We start from the raw sequence: 17,166 nt of genomic DNA, 5'->3' as shown, positions 1-17,166 counted from the left end.
CCCTCTTATTCCACCTCAATCATCTCTGCATCCGCCTTGCGAATGGAGAGCTCGTAGCCGCGCACACTTACCTCAATGGGATCGCCCAGGGGAGCGACTTTGCGCACATGCACATCCACGCCTTTGGTGACGCCCATATCCATGATGCGGCGCTTCACTGCGCCCTCGCCGTGGAGTTTAACCACTTTGGCGTTGCCGCCTACCGGAACATCTCTGAGTGTTTTCATTGCTGTTTCCTCCTCACCTATACGAAAAATTATACACAAAGCAGATGGCTCTGCTCCTTATACCATGATCTTGGCGGCCATTTCTTTGCTGATGGCCACACGGGTCTCCTTCACATTGACGATCAGGTTGCCCATCATATCCGTGATCACCTGCACATCGCCCCCGGCCACAAAGCCCAGGTCGTTCAGATGGGCACGAACCTCCGGCTTGCCGCCTACCTTTAAGATGGTGTAGGTCGCGCCGGTATCTGCTAAAGTTAAAGGCATCATAATACTAAATCCTCTTTTTCTCCCCGGCAAGCTGCCGGGGTTAGCTCTTTCTAACCGTCTATATGTTAGCACTGGCTAACTCATTTGTCAAGCCTTTCCGCCTATTTTTTGGAAAGCGAAATCCACTCTTGCAGATTTGCACAGATTGTTGTATAATATGTTCAATTAGTCTAAACAAATTACACAAAAAATAACGGTGATTTTATGAAAATTCAAGAATCCGCAGAGAACTATTTAGAGACGATTTTAATGCTCAGCCAGCGGGGCACGGACGTGCGTTCCATCGATATTGCCAATGAGTTGGATTTTTCCAAACCCAGCGTGAGCATTGCCATGAAGAACCTGCGGGAGAACGGCTATATTGAGATGGACGACAATGGGCACATCACGCTGCTGCCCCCAGGGGAGGAGATTGCCCAGCGTATGTATGAGCGCCACACCTTTCTTTCCCGCTGGCTTACCGGCCTGGGGGTAGACCCAAAAACCGCTGTGGAGGACGCCTGCCGCATTGAGCATGTAATCAGCGCCGAGAGTTTTGATGCGCTCAAGCGCGCCTGCGCCACGCATACAGAATTAGATTTTGACGCCAACCGAGAATAATGCAATAAGAATAGGAAAGGCACCCCATCTCCTAATGAGATGGGGTGCCTTTTTGTTTGTAATGCAGAAAAGAACCGGTAGGGGCCGATGCGCTCATCAGCCCGTGGGCGGCAGGTTGCCGCCCCTACGGGTATTGAAAAACCGAAACAAAACTTATTTCTTGGTGGTCACGCTCTTCGCCTTGCTCCACCCGGAATAAAGTTTTACATTTTTGCCGTTCACTTTCACGGTCTTGTAGGTGCGTACCCGCACATAATACTTTTTCTTGGCGGACAGCTTGCTGACAGACTTGGAAGTGGTCTTATTTTTGCTTACTGTCACGGTCTTATTGCCCTTTTTGAAGTTAGAGGCTGTGCTGTACTGTACCTCATACCCGGTGGTTTGGGTAGCCTGCTTTTTCCAAGTGACCTTAAAGCCTTTTTTAGCAGCGGTCACTTTAGACACGCTGGTGCCCTTGGGCTTGATGGTAAAGGTCTTGCGCATAGAGCCGCTGTATCGGTTCTTAAACTTCACGGTCACTGTGTACTGCCCCACATTCTTACAACCGCCGGAATAAGAAATGTCGTAATTCGATGCACTGATTTTCTTGCCTTTGCTGTCTTTTACTGTTACCGTAGGCTTTTTCACCTTTCCGTCATAGGTATAAGAGGTAGCAGACAAGGTCATGCTCTTTGCCGCATAAAGAACGGTCTCCTTGGTACCGGCTTTTAAGTAGCCGCAAGCAATGCAGCCGGTTGCCTCATAACCGTTGGCCTTCGTCGTGGCCTTTTTCAGGTAATACTTATAGCTATGGGTATGATCCTTCACGGTGATCACGCAGTCCGTATCCTTGACCGGGCAGCTCATAAAGGCCAAATAGTAGGTCTTGCCTTTTTCCATATATGCGCCCAATACAGCCGTACCGCTCTCCTTGTCCTGCTCATAGCTGTTTTTATAATTCGGATTGTCTGCAATCAAAATTCCACCGTCAACGCAGTTGGTCATACGGAATTCATAGAATTTTGTCTCCGTAGCGGTCATGGTTGCGAACATCAGCCGATGATCTTCGCCGGGCTGAAAAGTCACAGTCAACTTGTCGCCATAATGCAACTCATAAACTCGGTCGGTAGCCGTAGCCGCCTGGGCGGACAGACTGACGCTGCATACGGTGGTAAGCACCAACAGCAGCGCCAAGGTGGTGGATAAAATCTTTTTCATAAGAAGAACTCCTTTCAAAATTCTTTTCCTAACTTTAACTTAACTATATCAAATTCCACTGCGAAACGCAATAAAATCCACAACGGCATAAGATAATAGACAAAAATAGAGGGGGGTGGCGATGAACCACTCCCCCATTGTCGTTTTTTTACAGACCGGCGACCTCTTTAATGTACTTGCGGGCCTTGACCGCGTAGGCAAAGGGATTGGCCTTGGCCGGGTCCTGCTCGGCCTCGACCACCACCCAGCCCTCGTAGCCGGTACGGTCCAAAATATCAAAGATGGGCTTAAAGTCCACATCGCCGTCGCCGGGCACGGTAAACACACCGGCACGCACGGCATCCAAAAAGCTCATGTGCTCCGGCACCACCCGGTTATTGTACACATCCAGGCGCACATCCTTCAGGTGCACATGCTTGACCCGATGGGCGTACTTCTCCAGTACCGGTACCGGGTCAATCCCGGCAAAGGTCAGGTGACCGCTGTCAAACAGCAGGAACACCAGTTCCGGATCCGTCAATTCCATCAAGCGGTCGATCTCCTCCGCCGTCTGCACGCCGGTACCCATATGGTGGTGCACGGTAAAGTACATGCCCTTGGACCGGGCGTAAGCGCCCATCTCGTTAAATCCCCGCGCCACCGTCTGCCACTGCTCTTCGGTGTACACCGGCTTTTCGTCCAAAATGGATTTGTCCAGGCAACCTTGAATGGAATTGCCCTGCTCGGAAGCGCCGATCACCTTGGCGCCCAAGGCGTGCAGCTTGTCGCAGTGCTGCTTAAAGGCGGCGATGGTCTCCTCATAAGGCTTGGAAGTCAGGTAAGATGAGAACCAAGCGTTGCAAATTTGCAGCCCGCGAATGTCCAAATACGGCTTGAGCACCGCCGGATCGGACGGATACTTGTTGCCGATCTCCGAGCCGGTGAAACCGGCCAGCGCCATCTCGCTGATGCACTGCTCAAAGGTATTTTCTGCGCCCAGGTCGGGCATATCGTCATTGGTCCAGCCGATGGGGGCAATGGCCAATTTTACTTTATCCGGGTTTAGCATAGGCTGTGCTCCTTAATAATCAAAAGTCTTGGCGATATTCGCCTGCATATCCGCATAGGCGGCGGCCACGGTCTCGCTCTTCGACACCTCCGCCACGCCCACGCGCCACCAGCTCTCAAAGCCGGGGGTCATGGTCTTGGGCAGCACCTTAATATCAAACAGGCACGCCCGGTCCTGGGTAGCTGCGTCTGCCAGTGCGGCGCGCAGCTCCTCCGAGGTGCGGCAGGTGTAGCCCTTTGCACCGTAGCCCTCTGCGATCTTGGCAAAGTCCACGGCGATCTCCGCCCCGTCCAGCATACCCGTCTTAGGGTTGCGGGCGCGGAACACGGTGCCAAAGGTATCGGTGCCCTGGTTGTTTTGCAAATTCTCAATGCAGCCCCAACCCATATTGTCAAACAGGCACACATTGATCTTCAATCCCTCTTGCAAAGCGGTATACAACTCGCTGTGACCCATCAGGAAAGAGCCGTCCCCGCAGAAGGTGTACACTTCTTTGTCCGGGCAAGCCAGCTTAGCGCCCAGCGCGCCGTTGACCTCATAGCCCATATTGGAGTAGCCGTACTCCATGTGGTAGGTGCCGCGGTCCTTGGGACGGAACAGACGCTGCATATCCCCGGGCAGAGAACCGGCAGAGCCAAGAGCAATGGCGTCGTTGGGCATAAACTCGTTGATAATGCCCAGAGCCAAAGTTTGGTTCAGCCCACCGGGCAGCTCTTTGGTATAGTAATCGTCTACAATGGCTTCCCACTCGGCCTTGGCGGCTGCAATCTCACCGGTATAGGCAGTCTTGTATCCGGCCAAAGCAGGCAGCAGAGCCTCTAAGGTCATCTTCGCATCTGCCACAATGGCCTCGGCATCCATTTTATACGCGTCAAAGGGACAAATATTGATTCCCAGCACCTTGCGGTCCTGGTTAAACAGCCACTTGGAAGAAGTGGTAAAATCGGAGAACCGCGTGCCCACGCCGATGATCAGATCAGCATCCCGACCGATCACATTGGCAGCCTTGCCGCCGGTGACGCCGATACCGCCCAGGTTCAGCGGGTGCTGCCAAGGCACCAAACTGCGCCCGGCCTGCGTCTCCGCAATGGGAATATTATAGGTCTCCGCCAACTTTTGCAGGGCAACCTCTGCCCCGCTGTAACGCACACCGCCGCCGCAAATCAGAATGGGCTTTTTGGCCTGCTTGATCGCAGCCACTGCCCGCTGCAGCTGGCTCTCCGCCACCGGGCGACGATCCAGGTGCCACACCCGCTTTTGCAGGAAGTGCACCGGATAGTCGTAGGCCTCGCCCTCCACATCCTGTGGCATGGCCAAACAAACGGCGCCGGTATCCGCCGGGTCTGTCAGCACCCGCATGGCATTTAGGCAGGCGGTCATCAACTGCTCCGGCCGATTGATCCGGTCAAAATAATGGCACACGCCCTTAAAAGCATCTGTTACCGTGCGACCGTAGTTGTCAAAAAACTCGGCCTGCTGGAGCACCGGGTCCGGCTGGCGGCAGGCAAAGGTGTCGCCGGGCAGCACCAACAGCGGAATGCGGTTGGCAGTGGCGCAGCCGCAAGCGGTAACCATATTGGTCGCGCCCGGGCCGATGGAGGACACGCAGGGAATAATAGCCTTGCGATCCATCTGCTTGGCATAAGCCACAGCAGCCAGCGCCATATTCTGCTCATTCTTGCCCTGATAAAATTTCAGGTTATGGCCCCCCTGCTCCAGCGCCTGGCCCACGCCCACCACGCACCCGTGACCAAAAATGCCAAAGATGCCGCTGACGAACTTGCTTTCTACGCCGTCACATTCGATATATTGATTGTCCAGGAACTGTACTAGTGCCTGGGACATGGTCAGTCTAACTCGCTTCATATACTCAAAGTCCTTTAGATTGAAATTATGCTTCGATCTCGCTGAGCTTTACCGGGCGGTGCTCGGCCAGCGACTTTTTGGCAGCCAGACCCATACGCAGCGCCTGCAAGCCGTCCTCCACCGTGGTCTTGGTGGGCTTATCGTGGAGCACACAGTCGATAAATTCGGTCATCTCGTCGGTAAAGGACTGCATATACCGCTCTAGGAAGAAGTACAGCGGCTTATCCGTCACCTTGCCGTTCTCATCAATAAACGCCACATGGGTGGGGGTGTCGTTGGCAGCGGAAGCCTGGGCCTTGGATCCAAACACCTCCAGCCGCTGGTCGTAGCCGTAAGAGGCCTTACGGCAGTTGTCAATGACACCAATGGCGCCGTTCTTGAATTTCAGGCTGACCAGCGCCGTGTCCACATCGCCTGCTTCACCGATGGCCGGGTCTACCAGCACGGCAGCGTTGACGAACACTTCCTCCACCTCGCCGCCGATAAAGCGAGCCATATCAAAGTCATGGACGGTCATATCCAGGAAGATGCCGCCGCTGACTTTTACATAAGAAACCGGGGGCGGCTCCGGGTCGCGTGAAGTGATCTTAATGGTCTGGAGCTGGCCAATCTTGCCGGCGTTTGCCAAATCTTTAATGGCGGCAAAGTTGTGGTCGTACCGGCGGTTAAAGCCGATCTGCAGCTTTACCCCCGCCTCTTTTACAGCCGCTTCCACTGCCTTGATCTTAGCAACGGTCAGATCCACCGGCTTTTCGCAAAAGATATGCTTACCGGCCTTGGCTGCCTCCACAGCAATATCCGCGTGGGTATCGGTAGAGGAGCAGATCAGCACTGCATCCACCGTAGGATCCTTGAGAATTTCGTGATAATCCTGCACCGCTTTGGGAATACCCAGGTCGTCCGCCACCTTTTGGGCGTTCTCCGGGAACAGGTCGCTAATGGCCACGATCTCCGCCTGGGGAATGTGGTAAGTAATGGATTTGGCGTGCACCTGGCCGATCCGACCGGCGCCGATGATGCCAACGCGCAGTTTTTGCATAAACAGTACCTCTCTTAAAAGCAATTCCGGGCGCCCGCACGAGCGTACCCTATATCAAATTTTAGTTTAACACAGGGCTGATTTTTATGCAATAGAACAAAACTGACAAAGATAAGGGCATGTTTTTAGGCAATGTGCCGATTATTGGACATTCGGGGCAAAACTGTCCTGTGCCTCCGGCGGGATTTACAGAAATGTCACAGACCCTATATTGCAATCCCGAGCAAGAGTATGTATAATAGAGAGTGCAGATATAATAAAGTAATATAGTATCTTAAAATACAGGAGAAACCAAATGAGCTACACTTATAATACCCACGGTACCTGCTCCCGGCAGATCACCTTTGATTTGGACGAGGCGGGCAAGGTACGCAATGTAAAATTCCTTGGTGGCTGCAACGGCAACCTGCAAGGTATCGCCGCACTGGTAGAGGGTCAGCCGGCAGAAGATGTGATCCAAAAGCTGCGTGGCATCAACTGCAACGGCAAGGGCACCTCCTGCCCGGATCAGCTGGCAAAAGCCATTGACGAAGTTCTGTAAAATCCTGCAAAAGGAGCAAGTATATGTTCAGATTGAAGAGCAACGCCCTGCAACGGGAATTTAAGGTCAACGAGGGGTATCTGTACGCCTCCCGCATTCGCAACACCCGCTCCGGTATGGACCTGGTGCCGGACGGCAACAGCACGGAATTCACCTTTCACTTTACGGACGGCACCGAGTTCTCCTCCAAGGGACTGAAGGTGACGGACTCCGCCGAGCGGGACGGTAAGCTGGTGTTTACCTTTGAAGAATTTGAGGGCATCACCGTGACCATGCGCTACTGGGTGGGCCGGGACGGCAACACGCTGAAAAAGCAACTGCAATTTATCCAAGCCACCGAGGACAAGGTGATCGACTACATTGCCCTGGAACACATCGGTGTGATCAACTCACAGACCCACTTCTCTATTCCGGACGACGTGGAGACCAGCATGCAGATCCCGGACGCTATGGCGATCCTGGGTCAGCCCTTTTACATTGACAGCCTGTTCTTCGGCTGTGAGTTTCCGGCCACGGACAACCGTATTCAGTACGGTATCGGTCAAGTCAAATACTATGTAGGTCACCCGGTACACGGCCGCTTTACCTGCCCTGCTACTGTCATGGGCGGCGCCACCGGCAACACCATGGCAGAGGTGCAGGGCGCGTTCTTTGACTACATTGAATACATCAGCACCAAAAGCGACTTCCGCGTGCAGTACAACAGCTGGTACGACCACATGCTGAACATTGACGCGGACAATATTGAGCGCTCTTTTTATGAGATCGAGCAGGGGCTTAGCGATCACGGCGTGCCCCCACTGGACGCCTATGTGATCGACGACGGCTGGAACAACTACAAAGCACCGTTTTGGAGCTTTAACAAAAAATTCCCCAACAAGCTGACGGACGCCACCGACCAGTGCCACAAGCTGGGCTCCACCTTTGGCCTTTGGCTGGGTCCTCGCGGCGGCTACACGGCCGCCACTCCACGCTTTGCCAAAAAGATTGAAAAAGGCGGCAACGGCTACCTGAACAGTGACAGTATGGACATTTGCGTCGGCTCGGAGAAATACCTGCAAAATCTGGAAAAATTTCTCACGGACACCTGCACGGAATTTGACATTCAGTACCTGAAGCTGGACGGCTTTTGCCTAAAGCCCTGCACCAACCCAAAGCATGACCACATCACCGGCGGCGAGAACGATATGTATTTTGTTACGGAAATGTGGCAGCGGTGGATCGACCTGTTCACCCGCCTGCGGGAGAGCAGAGCCAAGGACAACAAGCCCCTGTGGATCAATATGACCTGCTATGTGAACCCCTCTCCCTGGTGGCTGCAATATGTGAACAGCGTGTGGCTGCAAAACTCCATGGACATCGGCTTTGCCAAGAACCTGGAGCAGCAGGCTCAGGTGGACGCGGAGATCACATACCGGGACTCCATGTACTACGACTTTATGTGCACCCGCGCACTGCAATTCCCGGCCAAGAATATTTACAATCACGAACCAATCTACGGCAACACCGCTAAGGTGGAGTATACCGACGAAGAATTTGAAAAGTTCCTGTTTTGGAATGCTTGTCGGGGCCAGGCCTTTAACGAGCTGTACCTGAGCTACAATAAGATGAACAGCGCCAAGTGGCGCATTCTCGCCCGTATGCTCCGCTGGCAAAAGGCCAACCATCACATCTTAAAGAACGCCATGCTGCTGGGCGGCGACCCGGCAGAGAACAACATTTATGCCTATGCCGCCTGGACAAAGGCGGGCGAAGGCATCATTGCCCTGCGCAATCCCACAGACGAAAAAACAGATCTGACCCTGACCCTGAACAAGCTGATGGGCTGCCCGGAGAATCTGCGGGCGGTAAAGTGCTACAATGTGTACAACACCACCGGGGCGGACAGCCTGGATCTGTTCTCTTATGGGGATAAAATGCAGATCACCCTGGCGCCCTTTGAAATGAAGATCTTCCAGTTCGGCGACCGGGACAACCGCTGCCTGGCACCGGAGAATACAAACGACTTCACTTTATCCTTTACGGTGAGCAGTAACGCAGACGCCAATATCTGCAGGGGCAAGGACGCGGCAATTTGGATCGCAAACGGCGTCCTGCACGGCACGTTCGGCGGCTGTAAGATCCAAGCGTCCCTTGAGGACGGTGCCCACTACATCACCTTTGTACGGTACAAAAACAAAATGGTCAGACTCTTTATGGACCGGCAGTTGGTGGACAGCGCGTACGCACCGGAGGCAGCCCCACAGATTGCCACCGACGACCTAGCCTCCAGCGCAGCGGACTTTAGTGTGGCTGACGGCTCCACCCCCTTTGAGGAGCTGATGGACTTAAAGGCGGTACTGTCCGGTTCCCGCAAATTCAAACGAAAGCGTAAATAACCATGGCAAACGAAGAAAATAAAAAGCAAAAAAGCAAGCTGCGGGAGGTCATAGACTTTCTGCTGCCCATTCTCATTGCGGTAGCGGTGGCACTGGTGTTAAAATATTGCGTCATTGCCAATGCCGTGGTGCCCACCGGCTCTATGCTGAACACCATTCAAGAGGGCGACCGGGTGATTGCCAGCCGCCTGGCCTATGTAAAGGACGACCCCCAGCGGTACGATATTGTCATTTTTAAGTACCCGGACGATGAGAAGCAGTATTATGTAAAGCGCATTGTGGGCCTGCCCGGCGAGACGGTGGAGGTGGTCAACGGCGTAGTCTATGTGACCAAGACGGATGGCAAGACCGTTCAGCTGGACGACAGCTTTGTGACCAAAGAGACGCCAACCGGCAACTACGGGCCCTACACCGTACCGGCAGACAGCTACTTTATGATGGGCGACAACCGCAACCACAGCGAGGACTCCCGCTTTTGGCAAAACAAATTTGTCAAGAAGAATAAGATCGTTGGCAAGGTGGAGTTCCGCTACTATCCCAAGTTCTCCACCATTGACTGATAAGGAAAGAATGCAATGAAGTGCACCAAATGCGGCAGCGATGCCGTAATGAAAGACGGCGACTGGCTCACCTGTCTAAACTGCGGCAATGTGATGTTTGACACCCGCCGCCCGGAAGAGACGGCGGCAGAGATCAGCCCCACCAAGCTGCTGGAGCAGATGGAAGCCGCTGCGGCACAGGAAGATGCACCGCCTCTGCGCCGCACCCGCCCGGAGAAAAAGCGCAAGTCCCGGCGCAAGACCAAAGCCAAGGCTGCCGCGGACAAGGCGGAGGAAAAGAACCCGGTCAAGGATATTGTGGACTTTATGCTGCCCATTGTGATTGCCGTGATCCTGGCCCTGCTGCTAAAAACACTTGTGTTTGCCAATGCGGTAGTGCCCTCCGGCTCCATGCTCAGCACCATAGAGATCGGCGACCGGATCGTGGCCAGCCGGCTGGCCTATATCACCAACGACCCCCAGCGGTACGATGTGGTGATCTTCAAATACCCGGACGATGAGCGCCAAAATTATGTAAAGCGCATTATCGGACTGCCAGGCGAAACGGTGGAGATAAAGGACGGCACCGTCTATGTGACCCAAACAAACGGCAAAACCATTCAGCTGCGCGATGACTTTGTCACTTACTGCACCCCGGTGGGCGATTATGGCCCCTACAAGGTGCCGGAGGACAGCTACTTTATGATGGGTGACAACCGCAACGACAGCGAGGACTCCCGCTTTTGGGACCACAAGTTTGTAAAGAAAAAGAAGATCGTGGGCAAAGTCGTCTTTTGCTATTACCCCAGCATCCATAAAATCAAATAGACAATTCGCATGGCGGGAGCTTGCTCCCGCCCCATTCTTTACCATAAAGCTAAAAAAAGGACCTGTTCGTGTGAACAGGTCCTTTGCTTTTATATTCGGAAAAATTATCTGGGATAGCGCTTGACGACACGCAGGCGCTCCATGGCGCGAGCCAGGTTGGCCTGGGAGTGATGGTACTCCATTTGGCTGTGGTGCTGGCGCATTTCTTCCTCTGCTCGCTCCTTGGCTTCCTTAGCACGGCGGGCGTCGATCTCATTGGGCAACTCCGCAGACACGCACACCAAGGTGGCCTCATTGTTAACAAACTCCAAAAAGCCGCTGCCAACAAAGGCGTGAATGATCTTGCCCTGGGTATCCTTAATGCGCATTTCGCCCACTTCCACCGGGGTTACGCAGTTCTCGTGCTGGGCCAGGAAGCCCACCTCACCGCCGTCGATAGCCGGGATCACCAAGGTCTGCGCCCGGCCGTCATAGAACACACGGTTGGACGCCACAATTTTCAATTTGAATGTATTGTCTGCACCCATACGGGCACCTCCTTGCTACAAGGATCACTTCTGCATTTTCTTGGCCTTTTCCAGCACATCGTCCAGGGTGCCTACATTGAAGAATGCCATCTCCGGCACATCGTCTACCTCGCCGTTGATGATGGCCTTAAAGCCGCGGATAGACTCCTTCAGCGGTACAAACACACCGGGAATACCGGAGAACTGCTCGGCCACATGGAAAGGCTGGGACAGGAACTTCTGGATCTTTCTTGCACGGTAAACAGTGACCTTATCCTCGTCGGACAGCTCCTCCATACCCAGAATAGCAATAATATCTTGCAGCTCTTTGTATTTTTGCAGGTACTCCTGTACCTTACGAGCCACCTCATAGTGCTCCTCGCCCACTACATCGGCCTCCAGAATACGAGAGCTGGACTCCAGCGGGTCCACAGCCGGGTAAATACCCTGCTCCACGATCTTTCTGGACAGCACGGTAGTGGCGTCCAAATGGGCGAAGGTGGTGGCCGGTGCCGGGTCGGTCAGGTCATCCGCAGGCACATACACAGCCTGTACGGAGGTGATAGACCCGTTCTTGGTGGAAGCGATACGCTCCTGCACCTCGCCAACATCCGTTGCCAGCGTGGGCTGGTAACCTACTGCGGAGGGCATACGACCCAGCAGAGAGGAAACCTCGGAACCTGCCTGTACAAAACGAAAGATGTTATCAATAAACAGCAGCACATCCTGGTGCTCCACATCACGGAAGTACTCCGCCATGGTCAGCCCGGTTTCTGCCACACGCATACGGGCGCCGGGCGGCTCGTTCATCTGGCCAAAGACCAGGGCTGTCTTTTGCAGCACGCCGCTCTCGCGCATTTCGTTCCACAGATCGTTACCCTCACGGGAACGCTCGCCTACGCCGGTAAAGATGGAGTAACCGCCGTGCTGGGTGGCTACATTGGTGATCAGCTCCTGGATCAGCACCGTTTTACCTACGCCGGCGCCGCCGAACAGACCGATCTTACCGCCCTTTTGATAGGGGGTCAACAGGTCGATAACCTTGATACCGGTCTCCAAAATCTCCACATTCGGGGACTGGTCCTCAAAGCTGGGGGGCTGCCGGTGAATGCCCCAGTGCTTCTCGCCGCTTAGGTCCTCCAGACCGTCCAGGGTATCGCCTACCACATTGAACAGGCGGCCCAAAGTCTTTTGGCCCACAGGCACGGAGATGGAGCTGCCGGTGGCAACCACTTCCATATCCTTGCACAGACCGTCAGATGTTGCCAGCATAATGCAGCGCACACAGTTGTTGCCGATGTGCTGGCTCACTTCCATCACCAGGCGCTTGCCGTCCAGCTGCACCTCCAGCGCCTCCTTAATGGCGGGCAGTTCGTCCGGGAACGCCACATCCACAACGGGGCCCATGATCTGAATGATTTTGCCCTTATTCATAGGATTGCCTCCGATTGTTAGTCAGTTTTCTTCTTTTGCGCCTTGGCGCCGGCGATCACTTCCGTGATCTCCTGGGTAATGGCAGACTGCCTTGCCCGGTTATAATCAATGGTCAGCTGATTGAGCATATCCTTGGCCGCGTTGGTAGCCGTCTGCATGGCGGTCATACGGGCATTATGCTCGGAGCAATAGGACTCCACCAGCGCACCATACACAAACCCGGCCACATAGTTGGGCACAATGTGCTCAAACACTTCGTCCGGCGACGGCAAAAACGCCACCTGATCGTAATATTTCCGATCCCGGTGCACAGAGATCTGTTCCTGCTCCAAAGGCAGCAGTTGGTGACACTCGGCCTGCACATTCAGGGAGTTGATCATCTTGGTATAGATGATATACACCTCGTCCAGCTCACCACTGACAAACAGCTCCGTCACTTGCTCCGCAATATACCGTGCCCGGTTCATATTCGGGTTCTGGGCCGTGTACTTAAAGTCTATGTCAACGGGAATGTTCTTGGTCTCAAAATACCGGCGGCCCACTTCGCCCACCACAAAGAGTTTGTTATGGTTCTCGTTCTCTCCGGTGTGGGTGGCCTCCTCGGCGATCTTGATCACATTGTGGTTGTAGGCACCGGCCATGCCCTTGTCGGCGGTGACCACAATATAGCCTTTTTTTCGATCCTCCGGCGCCAAATCGGGCCGCTGGTCAAAAAAGCGGTTACCGGCATCCGGCGATTCCATCAGGATCTTAGCCAAAGCGTCCTGCATGGTGAAGAAGTACGGCTCCGTATTCTTCAGGTCCGTTCTGGCCTTTGAGAGCTTGGAGGACGAGATCATATACATGGCGTTGGTGATCTTCATGGTGTCCTTAATGCTCTTCATCCGGCTTTGGATCTCTCTTGCATTAGCCATGGTTTACCTTCTTATATTCATCGGTTGCGGCCAGGATCTCCTCCCGCAACTCGTCGGTGAGCACCTGATCCTTTTCGATGGTCGCCACCAGTTCCGGGTACTTGGCGTTTACGAACTCCAGCAGTCCGGACTGGAACGCCTTAATCTTTTTCGGTTCCACATCCATAAACTTATGGCCGATGGCTGCCACCAAAGACACCACCATATCCGACAGGGACAGCGGGTGACACAGTGGCTGCTTTAACAGCTCCATCAAGCCCTTGCCGTAGGTCAGGCTGGCCTTGGTTTCGTCGTCCAGATCTGAGGAGAACTGGGTAAACACTTCCATCTCACGGAACTGAGCCAGGTCGATACGCAGAGAACCGGCGGCCTTCTTCATAGCCTTGGTCTGGGCTGCGCCACCTACACGGGATACGGACAGACCTACATTTACAGCCGGGCGCTGACCGCTGAAGAACAGATCGCTCTCCAAGAAAATCTGGCCGTCTGTAATGGAAATCACATTCGTGGGAATGTAGGCGGAAAGGTCGCCTGCCTGGGTTTCGATAATAGGCAGAGCGGTAAGCGAGCCGCCGCCCAACTTGTCGGACAGTCGGCTGGAACGCTCCAGCAGCCGGGAGTGCAAATAGAACACATCGCCGGGATAAGCCTCACGGCCGGGACTTCTTTCCAGCAGCAGGGACAGTGCACGGTAAGCTACTGCGTGCTTACTCAAATCATCGTACACGATCAAGCAGTCCTTGCCCTTGTACATAAAGTATTCTGCCATTGCGGTGGCGGAATAGGGAGAAATATATTGTAGAGAGGACGGGTCGGAAGCAGTGGAGCACACCACGATGGTATAATCCAAGGCACCGTACTTATCCAGCGTATGCACCAGCTTTGCCACGGTAGACGCCTTTTGACCGATGGCGTTATAAACGCAGATCACATCCTTGCCCTTTTGGTTCAGGATGGTGTCAATGGCAATGGAGGTCTTACCGGTCTGACGGTCGCCGATGATCAGCTCACGCTGGCCACGCCCAATGGGGAACATAGAGTCAATGGACAGAATACCGGTAGCCAAAGGGGTATCTACCGACTGCCGATCCACAATGGAGGGTGCCGGTTCTTCAACCGGGCGGTAGTCATCGGACTGGATCTCGCCCTTGCCGTCGATGGGCTCGCCCAAAGCGTTGACAATACGGCCAATAAAGCCCTCGCCCACCGGCACGCCGGCACGCTTATGGGTACGCACAGCGGTAGAACCCTCGTGGATCTCGCTATCCTGGCCAAACAGGATACAACCGATCTGGTTCTCCTTAATATCCTGGACCATGCCCTTGACCCCGGAGTCAAACACCACGATCTCGCCGTACATGGCGTGGTTCATACCGTAAATGGTGGCAATGCCGTCGCCTACGCGAACGACCTTGCCCACTTCCTCGTCATTTTGGTTAAAGTCGTAATTGGTGATCTCCTCGCGGAGAATGGATACGATCTGATCCGAACTGATTGCTGCCATTACTTCACTTCCCCAGTCAGTTTTTGCTGTAATTTATCTAACTTGCCCTTTACGGAGCGGTCATATTCACAGTCGCCGCAGCGCAGAATAAACCCACCCAGCAAGTCCGGCTGTACCGCAATGTCCAGCTCCACATTGGCGGCACCGAATTTCTTTTTCACAAACGCGCGCATTTTCTCTGTCTGTTCCGCACTGGGCGGCTCCACGCAGAGCAACTGCGCCTGAACCGTGCCCGCTTTTTGGCGGCACAGATCCTGATAGGCCTCAAAAATCTCTGTCAGTGCATACACGCGCTCATGTTTGCAAAGCACCTTCATAAAGGAGGAAAAGGGCGGCGTAAAAATACGGTCCAGGCACTTTTCCTTCTCTGCAAAGCGCACTCTGGGATCAGAGAGCACCTGGGTGAGCAGCGGATTTTCACGCAGCAAGGTTTCTGCTGCTTTGATCTGCTGTTTGTCCAGATTCAGTTCCCCCAGCACCAGCGCATAATTCTGTGCGGTTACGGTCATACCGGATCACCGCCGTCCTGCCCCGCCAGAAAATCGTCATAGATCGCGCTGTTATCCAGCTCAGACGCCTCTTTAGACACCACCTTGGCCGCAGCGTCCATTGCCAGTGCAGCAATGTCATGCTTAACGGACTGGAGTGCCTCATTGCGCTCATGCTCGATGGTCTGGTGCGCATCGCGTACCATCTTGTCGGAGGTGAGCTTGGCCTGGTCTACGATCTTGTCAGCTTTGGCTTTGGCAGTGACCTTTGCGTCTGCAATCAAGCGTGCCGACTCCTCGTCTGCACCGGCTAAGCGACCCTCATATTCTGTTTTCAGAGCGCCTGCGGCTCGACGATCCTCGTCGGCGTCTTTGAATTGTTGGTCTATCTTGGACTGCCGTTTATCCATGGCACCCAGCACCTTGTTCCAGACAAATTTCTTCATCAGGATATAGAAGATCACCAGGTTGATCACGGTAAAGAGCAGATTCCAGTCTAATGACAGCATAGACACTGCTTCCTTTCTGCTTGTGGATTTTCTCGGTTATTTCATAATGAAGATGATCAAAATACCGATAACCAGACCGTAAACAGCCGTTGCCTCTGCCAGGGCGCAGCCCAGGATCAGAGCGGTACGAATGTCACCGGCAGCCTCGGGCTGACGAGCGATGGCGTCTACTGCCTTACCGGTTGCAAGGCCGATGCCGAGACCTGCTGCTACACCTGTAAGTACGGCGATTGCCGCTGCGATTGCTACTGTCATGATAAATTTCTCCTTTTCTGTAAAAGTTCTATTTAATCTTCAATGGCTTCCTGAATGTACAGTGAGGTCAAAAAGACGAACACATACGCCTGGATAAAACCATCGAAAATATCAAAGTAAAGGCTCAATGCCACCGGAATTGCTACCGGCACCACCGATTCGATCAGCTTCATAATAATGAAAGCGCCGATGATGTTGCCGAAAAGTCGGAAGCAAAGAGACATGGGCTTGATGACCAGCTCCAGCAAATTGATGGGCAGTACGATGGGTACCGGCTTAGCAAAGGACTTAAGCCATCCCTTCGTACCCTTTTTATGAATGCCGGCGTACTGAACCAGGATAATGCTGGTCAGCGCCAGACCTACGGTTACATTCAGTTCCTTGGTAGGAGACTTAAATCCGAAGATGCCGCACATATTGCAGGCACCGATATAAACAGCTACCGTCATCATCCAAGGAATGTAACGATCCCCGTCCGGGCCCATAACGTTGTGGAAAAATGTACGCATTTTGTCTACGCACATTTCAATAAACAGCTGGCGTTTGGAGAGCTTGCCCTCCACCTTCAGTCCACGGGTGAGCAAAATACCGGCGATCAGGAACACCGCCATAATGATCCAGCTGACGACTGTGCCCTCGTCGATCTTGAGCTTGCCGCCAAACAGACTGAACACCGTTTCCGTATTCAGTTCTTCGATCAATTTACTTGCCACATCGGTTTTCAGCAGCAACGCCGTCACCTCCAATCAATCCTTATTTCCATTGCTCATTTTACACCCCCGTTTCTCAAAAGTAAACAGGGTTCCGGCGAATTTGAAGACCAAAATGTAAAAAAATCGTCTAAAAAGCGCAAGGAATTTGGTTAAAATTTCCGTACATTTATTACTCTTTGTAAAACGCACTTATACTTTTTGGCGTTGCGTCGGGCTTTTTGCGCATTTTCGCCGGTGTACAAGTTGTATAATTGGCTTGACAAGATCAAAGCCGAACAAAAACCGCCCATGCCACAGAGAAAACTGAACT

Annotated in this window: 19 protein-coding genes; 5 read left to right on the top strand and 14 right to left on the bottom strand. The window is 53.5% G+C overall.

The features are described from left to right. Nucleotides 1–5 precede the first annotated feature (5 nt). Together OGM59_01810 and OGM59_01805 are read right to left on the bottom strand one after the other, a co-directional pair. Entirely contained in the window at nucleotides 6–227 is a 222-nt protein-coding gene (locus OGM59_01810) for a ferrous iron transport protein A (protein UYI91233.1), read from the bottom strand. 57 nt (nucleotides 228–284) lie between these two features. After that, nucleotides 285–497 (bottom strand): ferrous iron transport protein A, encoded by a 213-nt coding sequence (locus tag OGM59_01805; protein ID UYI91232.1) that lies wholly within the window; start codon nucleotides 495–497, stop codon nucleotides 285–287. A gap of 204 nt (nucleotides 498–701) precedes the next feature. On the opposite strand from OGM59_01805, the gene OGM59_01800 reads away from it, so the two are divergent. Next, nucleotides 702–1,097, top strand: a complete 396-nt coding sequence (locus tag OGM59_01800) for a metal-dependent transcriptional regulator (protein UYI91231.1) — start codon at nucleotides 702–704, stop codon at nucleotides 1,095–1,097. 153 nt (nucleotides 1,098–1,250) lie between these two features. On the opposite strand, the gene OGM59_01795 is transcribed toward OGM59_01800, so the two are convergent. The 4 genes from OGM59_01795 to iolG all read right to left on the bottom strand — a co-directional run bounded on the left by OGM59_01795 (nucleotide 1,251) and on the right by iolG (nucleotide 6,247). Beyond that, complete coding sequence (locus OGM59_01795; GenBank protein ID UYI91230.1) at nucleotides 1,251–2,294, bottom strand: fibronectin type III domain-containing protein; 1,044 nt, start codon at nucleotides 2,292–2,294, stop codon at nucleotides 1,251–1,253. A gap of 148 nt (nucleotides 2,295–2,442) precedes the next feature. Next, nucleotides 2,443–3,342: a myo-inosose-2 dehydratase gene (gene iolE / locus OGM59_01790; protein UYI91229.1), complete on the bottom strand. Its 900-nt coding sequence runs from the start codon at nucleotides 3,340–3,342 to the stop codon at nucleotides 2,443–2,445. A 12-nt stretch (nucleotides 3,343–3,354) separates the two neighbouring features. Beyond that, a complete protein-coding gene (iolD, locus tag OGM59_01785) occupies nucleotides 3,355–5,208 on the bottom strand; it encodes a 3D-(3,5/4)-trihydroxycyclohexane-1,2-dione acylhydrolase (decyclizing) (GenBank protein UYI91228.1) in 1,854 nt (617 codons plus the stop codon). A gap of 25 nt (nucleotides 5,209–5,233) precedes the next feature. Then, nucleotides 5,234–6,247, bottom strand: coding sequence for an inositol 2-dehydrogenase (iolG, locus tag OGM59_01780; protein UYI91227.1), 1,014 nt, complete (start codon nucleotides 6,245–6,247; stop codon nucleotides 5,234–5,236). A gap of 295 nt (nucleotides 6,248–6,542) precedes the next feature. Between iolG and OGM59_01775 the strand changes: the two genes are divergently transcribed. The 4 genes from OGM59_01775 to lepB (OGM59_01760) are packed head-to-tail and all read left to right on the top strand — an operon-like array spanning nucleotide 6,543 to nucleotide 10,533. Continuing rightward, complete coding sequence (locus OGM59_01775; GenBank protein UYI91226.1) at nucleotides 6,543–6,788, top strand: TIGR03905 family TSCPD domain-containing protein; 246 nt, start codon at nucleotides 6,543–6,545, stop codon at nucleotides 6,786–6,788. A 23-nt stretch (nucleotides 6,789–6,811) separates the two neighbouring features. After that, nucleotides 6,812–9,166: a hypothetical protein gene (locus tag OGM59_01770; GenBank protein UYI91225.1), complete on the top strand. Its 2,355-nt coding sequence runs from the start codon at nucleotides 6,812–6,814 to the stop codon at nucleotides 9,164–9,166. 2 nt (nucleotides 9,167–9,168) lie between these two features. Then, entirely contained in the window at nucleotides 9,169–9,726 is a 558-nt protein-coding gene (lepB, locus tag OGM59_01765) for a signal peptidase I (protein ID UYI91224.1), read from the top strand. A 15-nt stretch (nucleotides 9,727–9,741) separates the two neighbouring features. Beyond that, on the top strand, nucleotides 9,742–10,533 hold the full coding sequence (lepB, locus tag OGM59_01760) for a signal peptidase I (GenBank protein UYI91223.1): 792 nt from the start codon (nucleotides 9,742–9,744) through the stop codon (nucleotides 10,531–10,533). Between the two features lie 104 nt (nucleotides 10,534–10,637). Here lepB (OGM59_01760) and atpC read toward each other — a convergent pair whose 3' ends face one another. From atpC to OGM59_01720, 8 genes are read right to left on the bottom strand one after another with little or no spacing between them, the layout of a single operon-like run. Next, nucleotides 10,638–11,060, bottom strand: coding sequence for an ATP synthase F1 subunit epsilon (atpC, locus tag OGM59_01755; protein ID UYI91222.1), 423 nt, complete (start codon nucleotides 11,058–11,060; stop codon nucleotides 10,638–10,640). A 24-nt stretch (nucleotides 11,061–11,084) separates the two neighbouring features. Continuing rightward, entirely contained in the window at nucleotides 11,085–12,473 is a 1,389-nt protein-coding gene (gene atpD / locus OGM59_01750) for a F0F1 ATP synthase subunit beta (GenBank protein UYI91221.1), read from the bottom strand. Nucleotides 12,474–12,490: 17 nt separating this feature from the next. Then, entirely contained in the window at nucleotides 12,491–13,387 is an 897-nt protein-coding gene (gene atpG, locus OGM59_01745; GenBank protein ID UYI91220.1) for an ATP synthase F1 subunit gamma, read from the bottom strand. After that, nucleotides 13,380–14,891, bottom strand: coding sequence for a F0F1 ATP synthase subunit alpha (gene atpA / locus OGM59_01740; GenBank protein UYI91219.1), 1,512 nt, complete (start codon nucleotides 14,889–14,891; stop codon nucleotides 13,380–13,382). The genes atpG and atpA overlap by 8 nt, the downstream gene beginning before the upstream one ends. After that, on the bottom strand, nucleotides 14,891–15,400 hold the full coding sequence (atpH, locus tag OGM59_01735; protein ID UYI91218.1) for an ATP synthase F1 subunit delta: 510 nt from the start codon (nucleotides 15,398–15,400) through the stop codon (nucleotides 14,891–14,893). Before atpH ends, atpA begins: the two co-directional genes overlap by 1 nt. After that, on the bottom strand, nucleotides 15,397–15,888 hold the full coding sequence (atpF, locus tag OGM59_01730) for a F0F1 ATP synthase subunit B (protein UYI91217.1): 492 nt from the start codon (nucleotides 15,886–15,888) through the stop codon (nucleotides 15,397–15,399). Before atpF ends, atpH begins: the two co-directional genes overlap by 4 nt. Nucleotides 15,889–15,924: 36 nt before the next feature. Beyond that, nucleotides 15,925–16,143, bottom strand: coding sequence for an ATP synthase F0 subunit C (gene atpE, locus OGM59_01725; GenBank protein UYI91216.1), 219 nt, complete (start codon nucleotides 16,141–16,143; stop codon nucleotides 15,925–15,927). Nucleotides 16,144–16,175: 32 nt separating this feature from the next. After that, nucleotides 16,176–16,874, bottom strand: a complete 699-nt coding sequence (locus OGM59_01720; GenBank protein UYI91215.1) for a F0F1 ATP synthase subunit A — start codon at nucleotides 16,872–16,874, stop codon at nucleotides 16,176–16,178. Nucleotides 16,875–17,166: the final 292 nt, after the last annotated feature.

The organism is Oscillospiraceae bacterium, assembly GCA_025757685.1.
In the GTDB taxonomy this organism is placed as follows: domain Bacteria; phylum Bacillota; class Clostridia; order Oscillospirales; family Acutalibacteraceae; genus CAG-217.
This window is presented reverse-complemented; position numbering and strand designations above follow the sequence as displayed.

Coding starts and splice junctions, on each gene's coding strand:
- iolG (UYI91227.1), bottom strand. CDS start 6,247: ATGCAAAAACTGCGCGTTGGCATCATCGGCGCCGGTCGGATCGGCCAG.
- atpG (UYI91220.1), bottom strand. CDS start 13,387: ATGGCTAATGCAAGAGAGATCCAAAGCCGGATGAAGAGCATTAAGGAC.
- atpE (UYI91216.1), bottom strand. CDS start 16,143: ATGACAGTAGCAATCGCAGCGGCAATCGCCGTACTTACAGGTGTAGCA.
- atpH (UYI91218.1), bottom strand. CDS start 15,400: ATGACCGTAACCGCACAGAATTATGCGCTGGTGCTGGGGGAACTGAAT.
- iolD (UYI91228.1), bottom strand. CDS start 5,208: ATGAAGCGAGTTAGACTGACCATGTCCCAGGCACTAGTACAGTTCCTG.
- atpD (UYI91221.1), bottom strand. CDS start 12,473: ATGAATAAGGGCAAAATCATTCAGATCATGGGCCCCGTTGTGGATGTG.
- OGM59_01795 (UYI91230.1), bottom strand. CDS start 2,294: ATGAAAAAGATTTTATCCACCACCTTGGCGCTGCTGTTGGTGCTTACC.
- atpA (UYI91219.1), bottom strand. CDS start 14,891: ATGGCAGCAATCAGTTCGGATCAGATCGTATCCATTCTCCGCGAGGAG.
- lepB (UYI91224.1), top strand. CDS start 9,169: ATGGCAAACGAAGAAAATAAAAAGCAAAAAAGCAAGCTGCGGGAGGTC.
- lepB (UYI91223.1), top strand. CDS start 9,742: ATGAAGTGCACCAAATGCGGCAGCGATGCCGTAATGAAAGACGGCGAC.
- atpC (UYI91222.1), bottom strand. CDS start 11,060: ATGGGTGCAGACAATACATTCAAATTGAAAATTGTGGCGTCCAACCGT.
- atpF (UYI91217.1), bottom strand. CDS start 15,888: ATGCTGTCATTAGACTGGAATCTGCTCTTTACCGTGATCAACCTGGTG.
- OGM59_01800 (UYI91231.1), top strand. CDS start 702: ATGAAAATTCAAGAATCCGCAGAGAACTATTTAGAGACGATTTTAATG.
- OGM59_01810 (UYI91233.1), bottom strand. CDS start 227: ATGAAAACACTCAGAGATGTTCCGGTAGGCGGCAACGCCAAAGTGGTT.
- OGM59_01775 (UYI91226.1), top strand. CDS start 6,543: ATGAGCTACACTTATAATACCCACGGTACCTGCTCCCGGCAGATCACC.
- OGM59_01805 (UYI91232.1), bottom strand. CDS start 497: ATGATGCCTTTAACTTTAGCAGATACCGGCGCGACCTACACCATCTTA.
- iolE (UYI91229.1), bottom strand. CDS start 3,342: ATGCTAAACCCGGATAAAGTAAAATTGGCCATTGCCCCCATCGGCTGG.
- OGM59_01770 (UYI91225.1), top strand. CDS start 6,812: ATGTTCAGATTGAAGAGCAACGCCCTGCAACGGGAATTTAAGGTCAAC.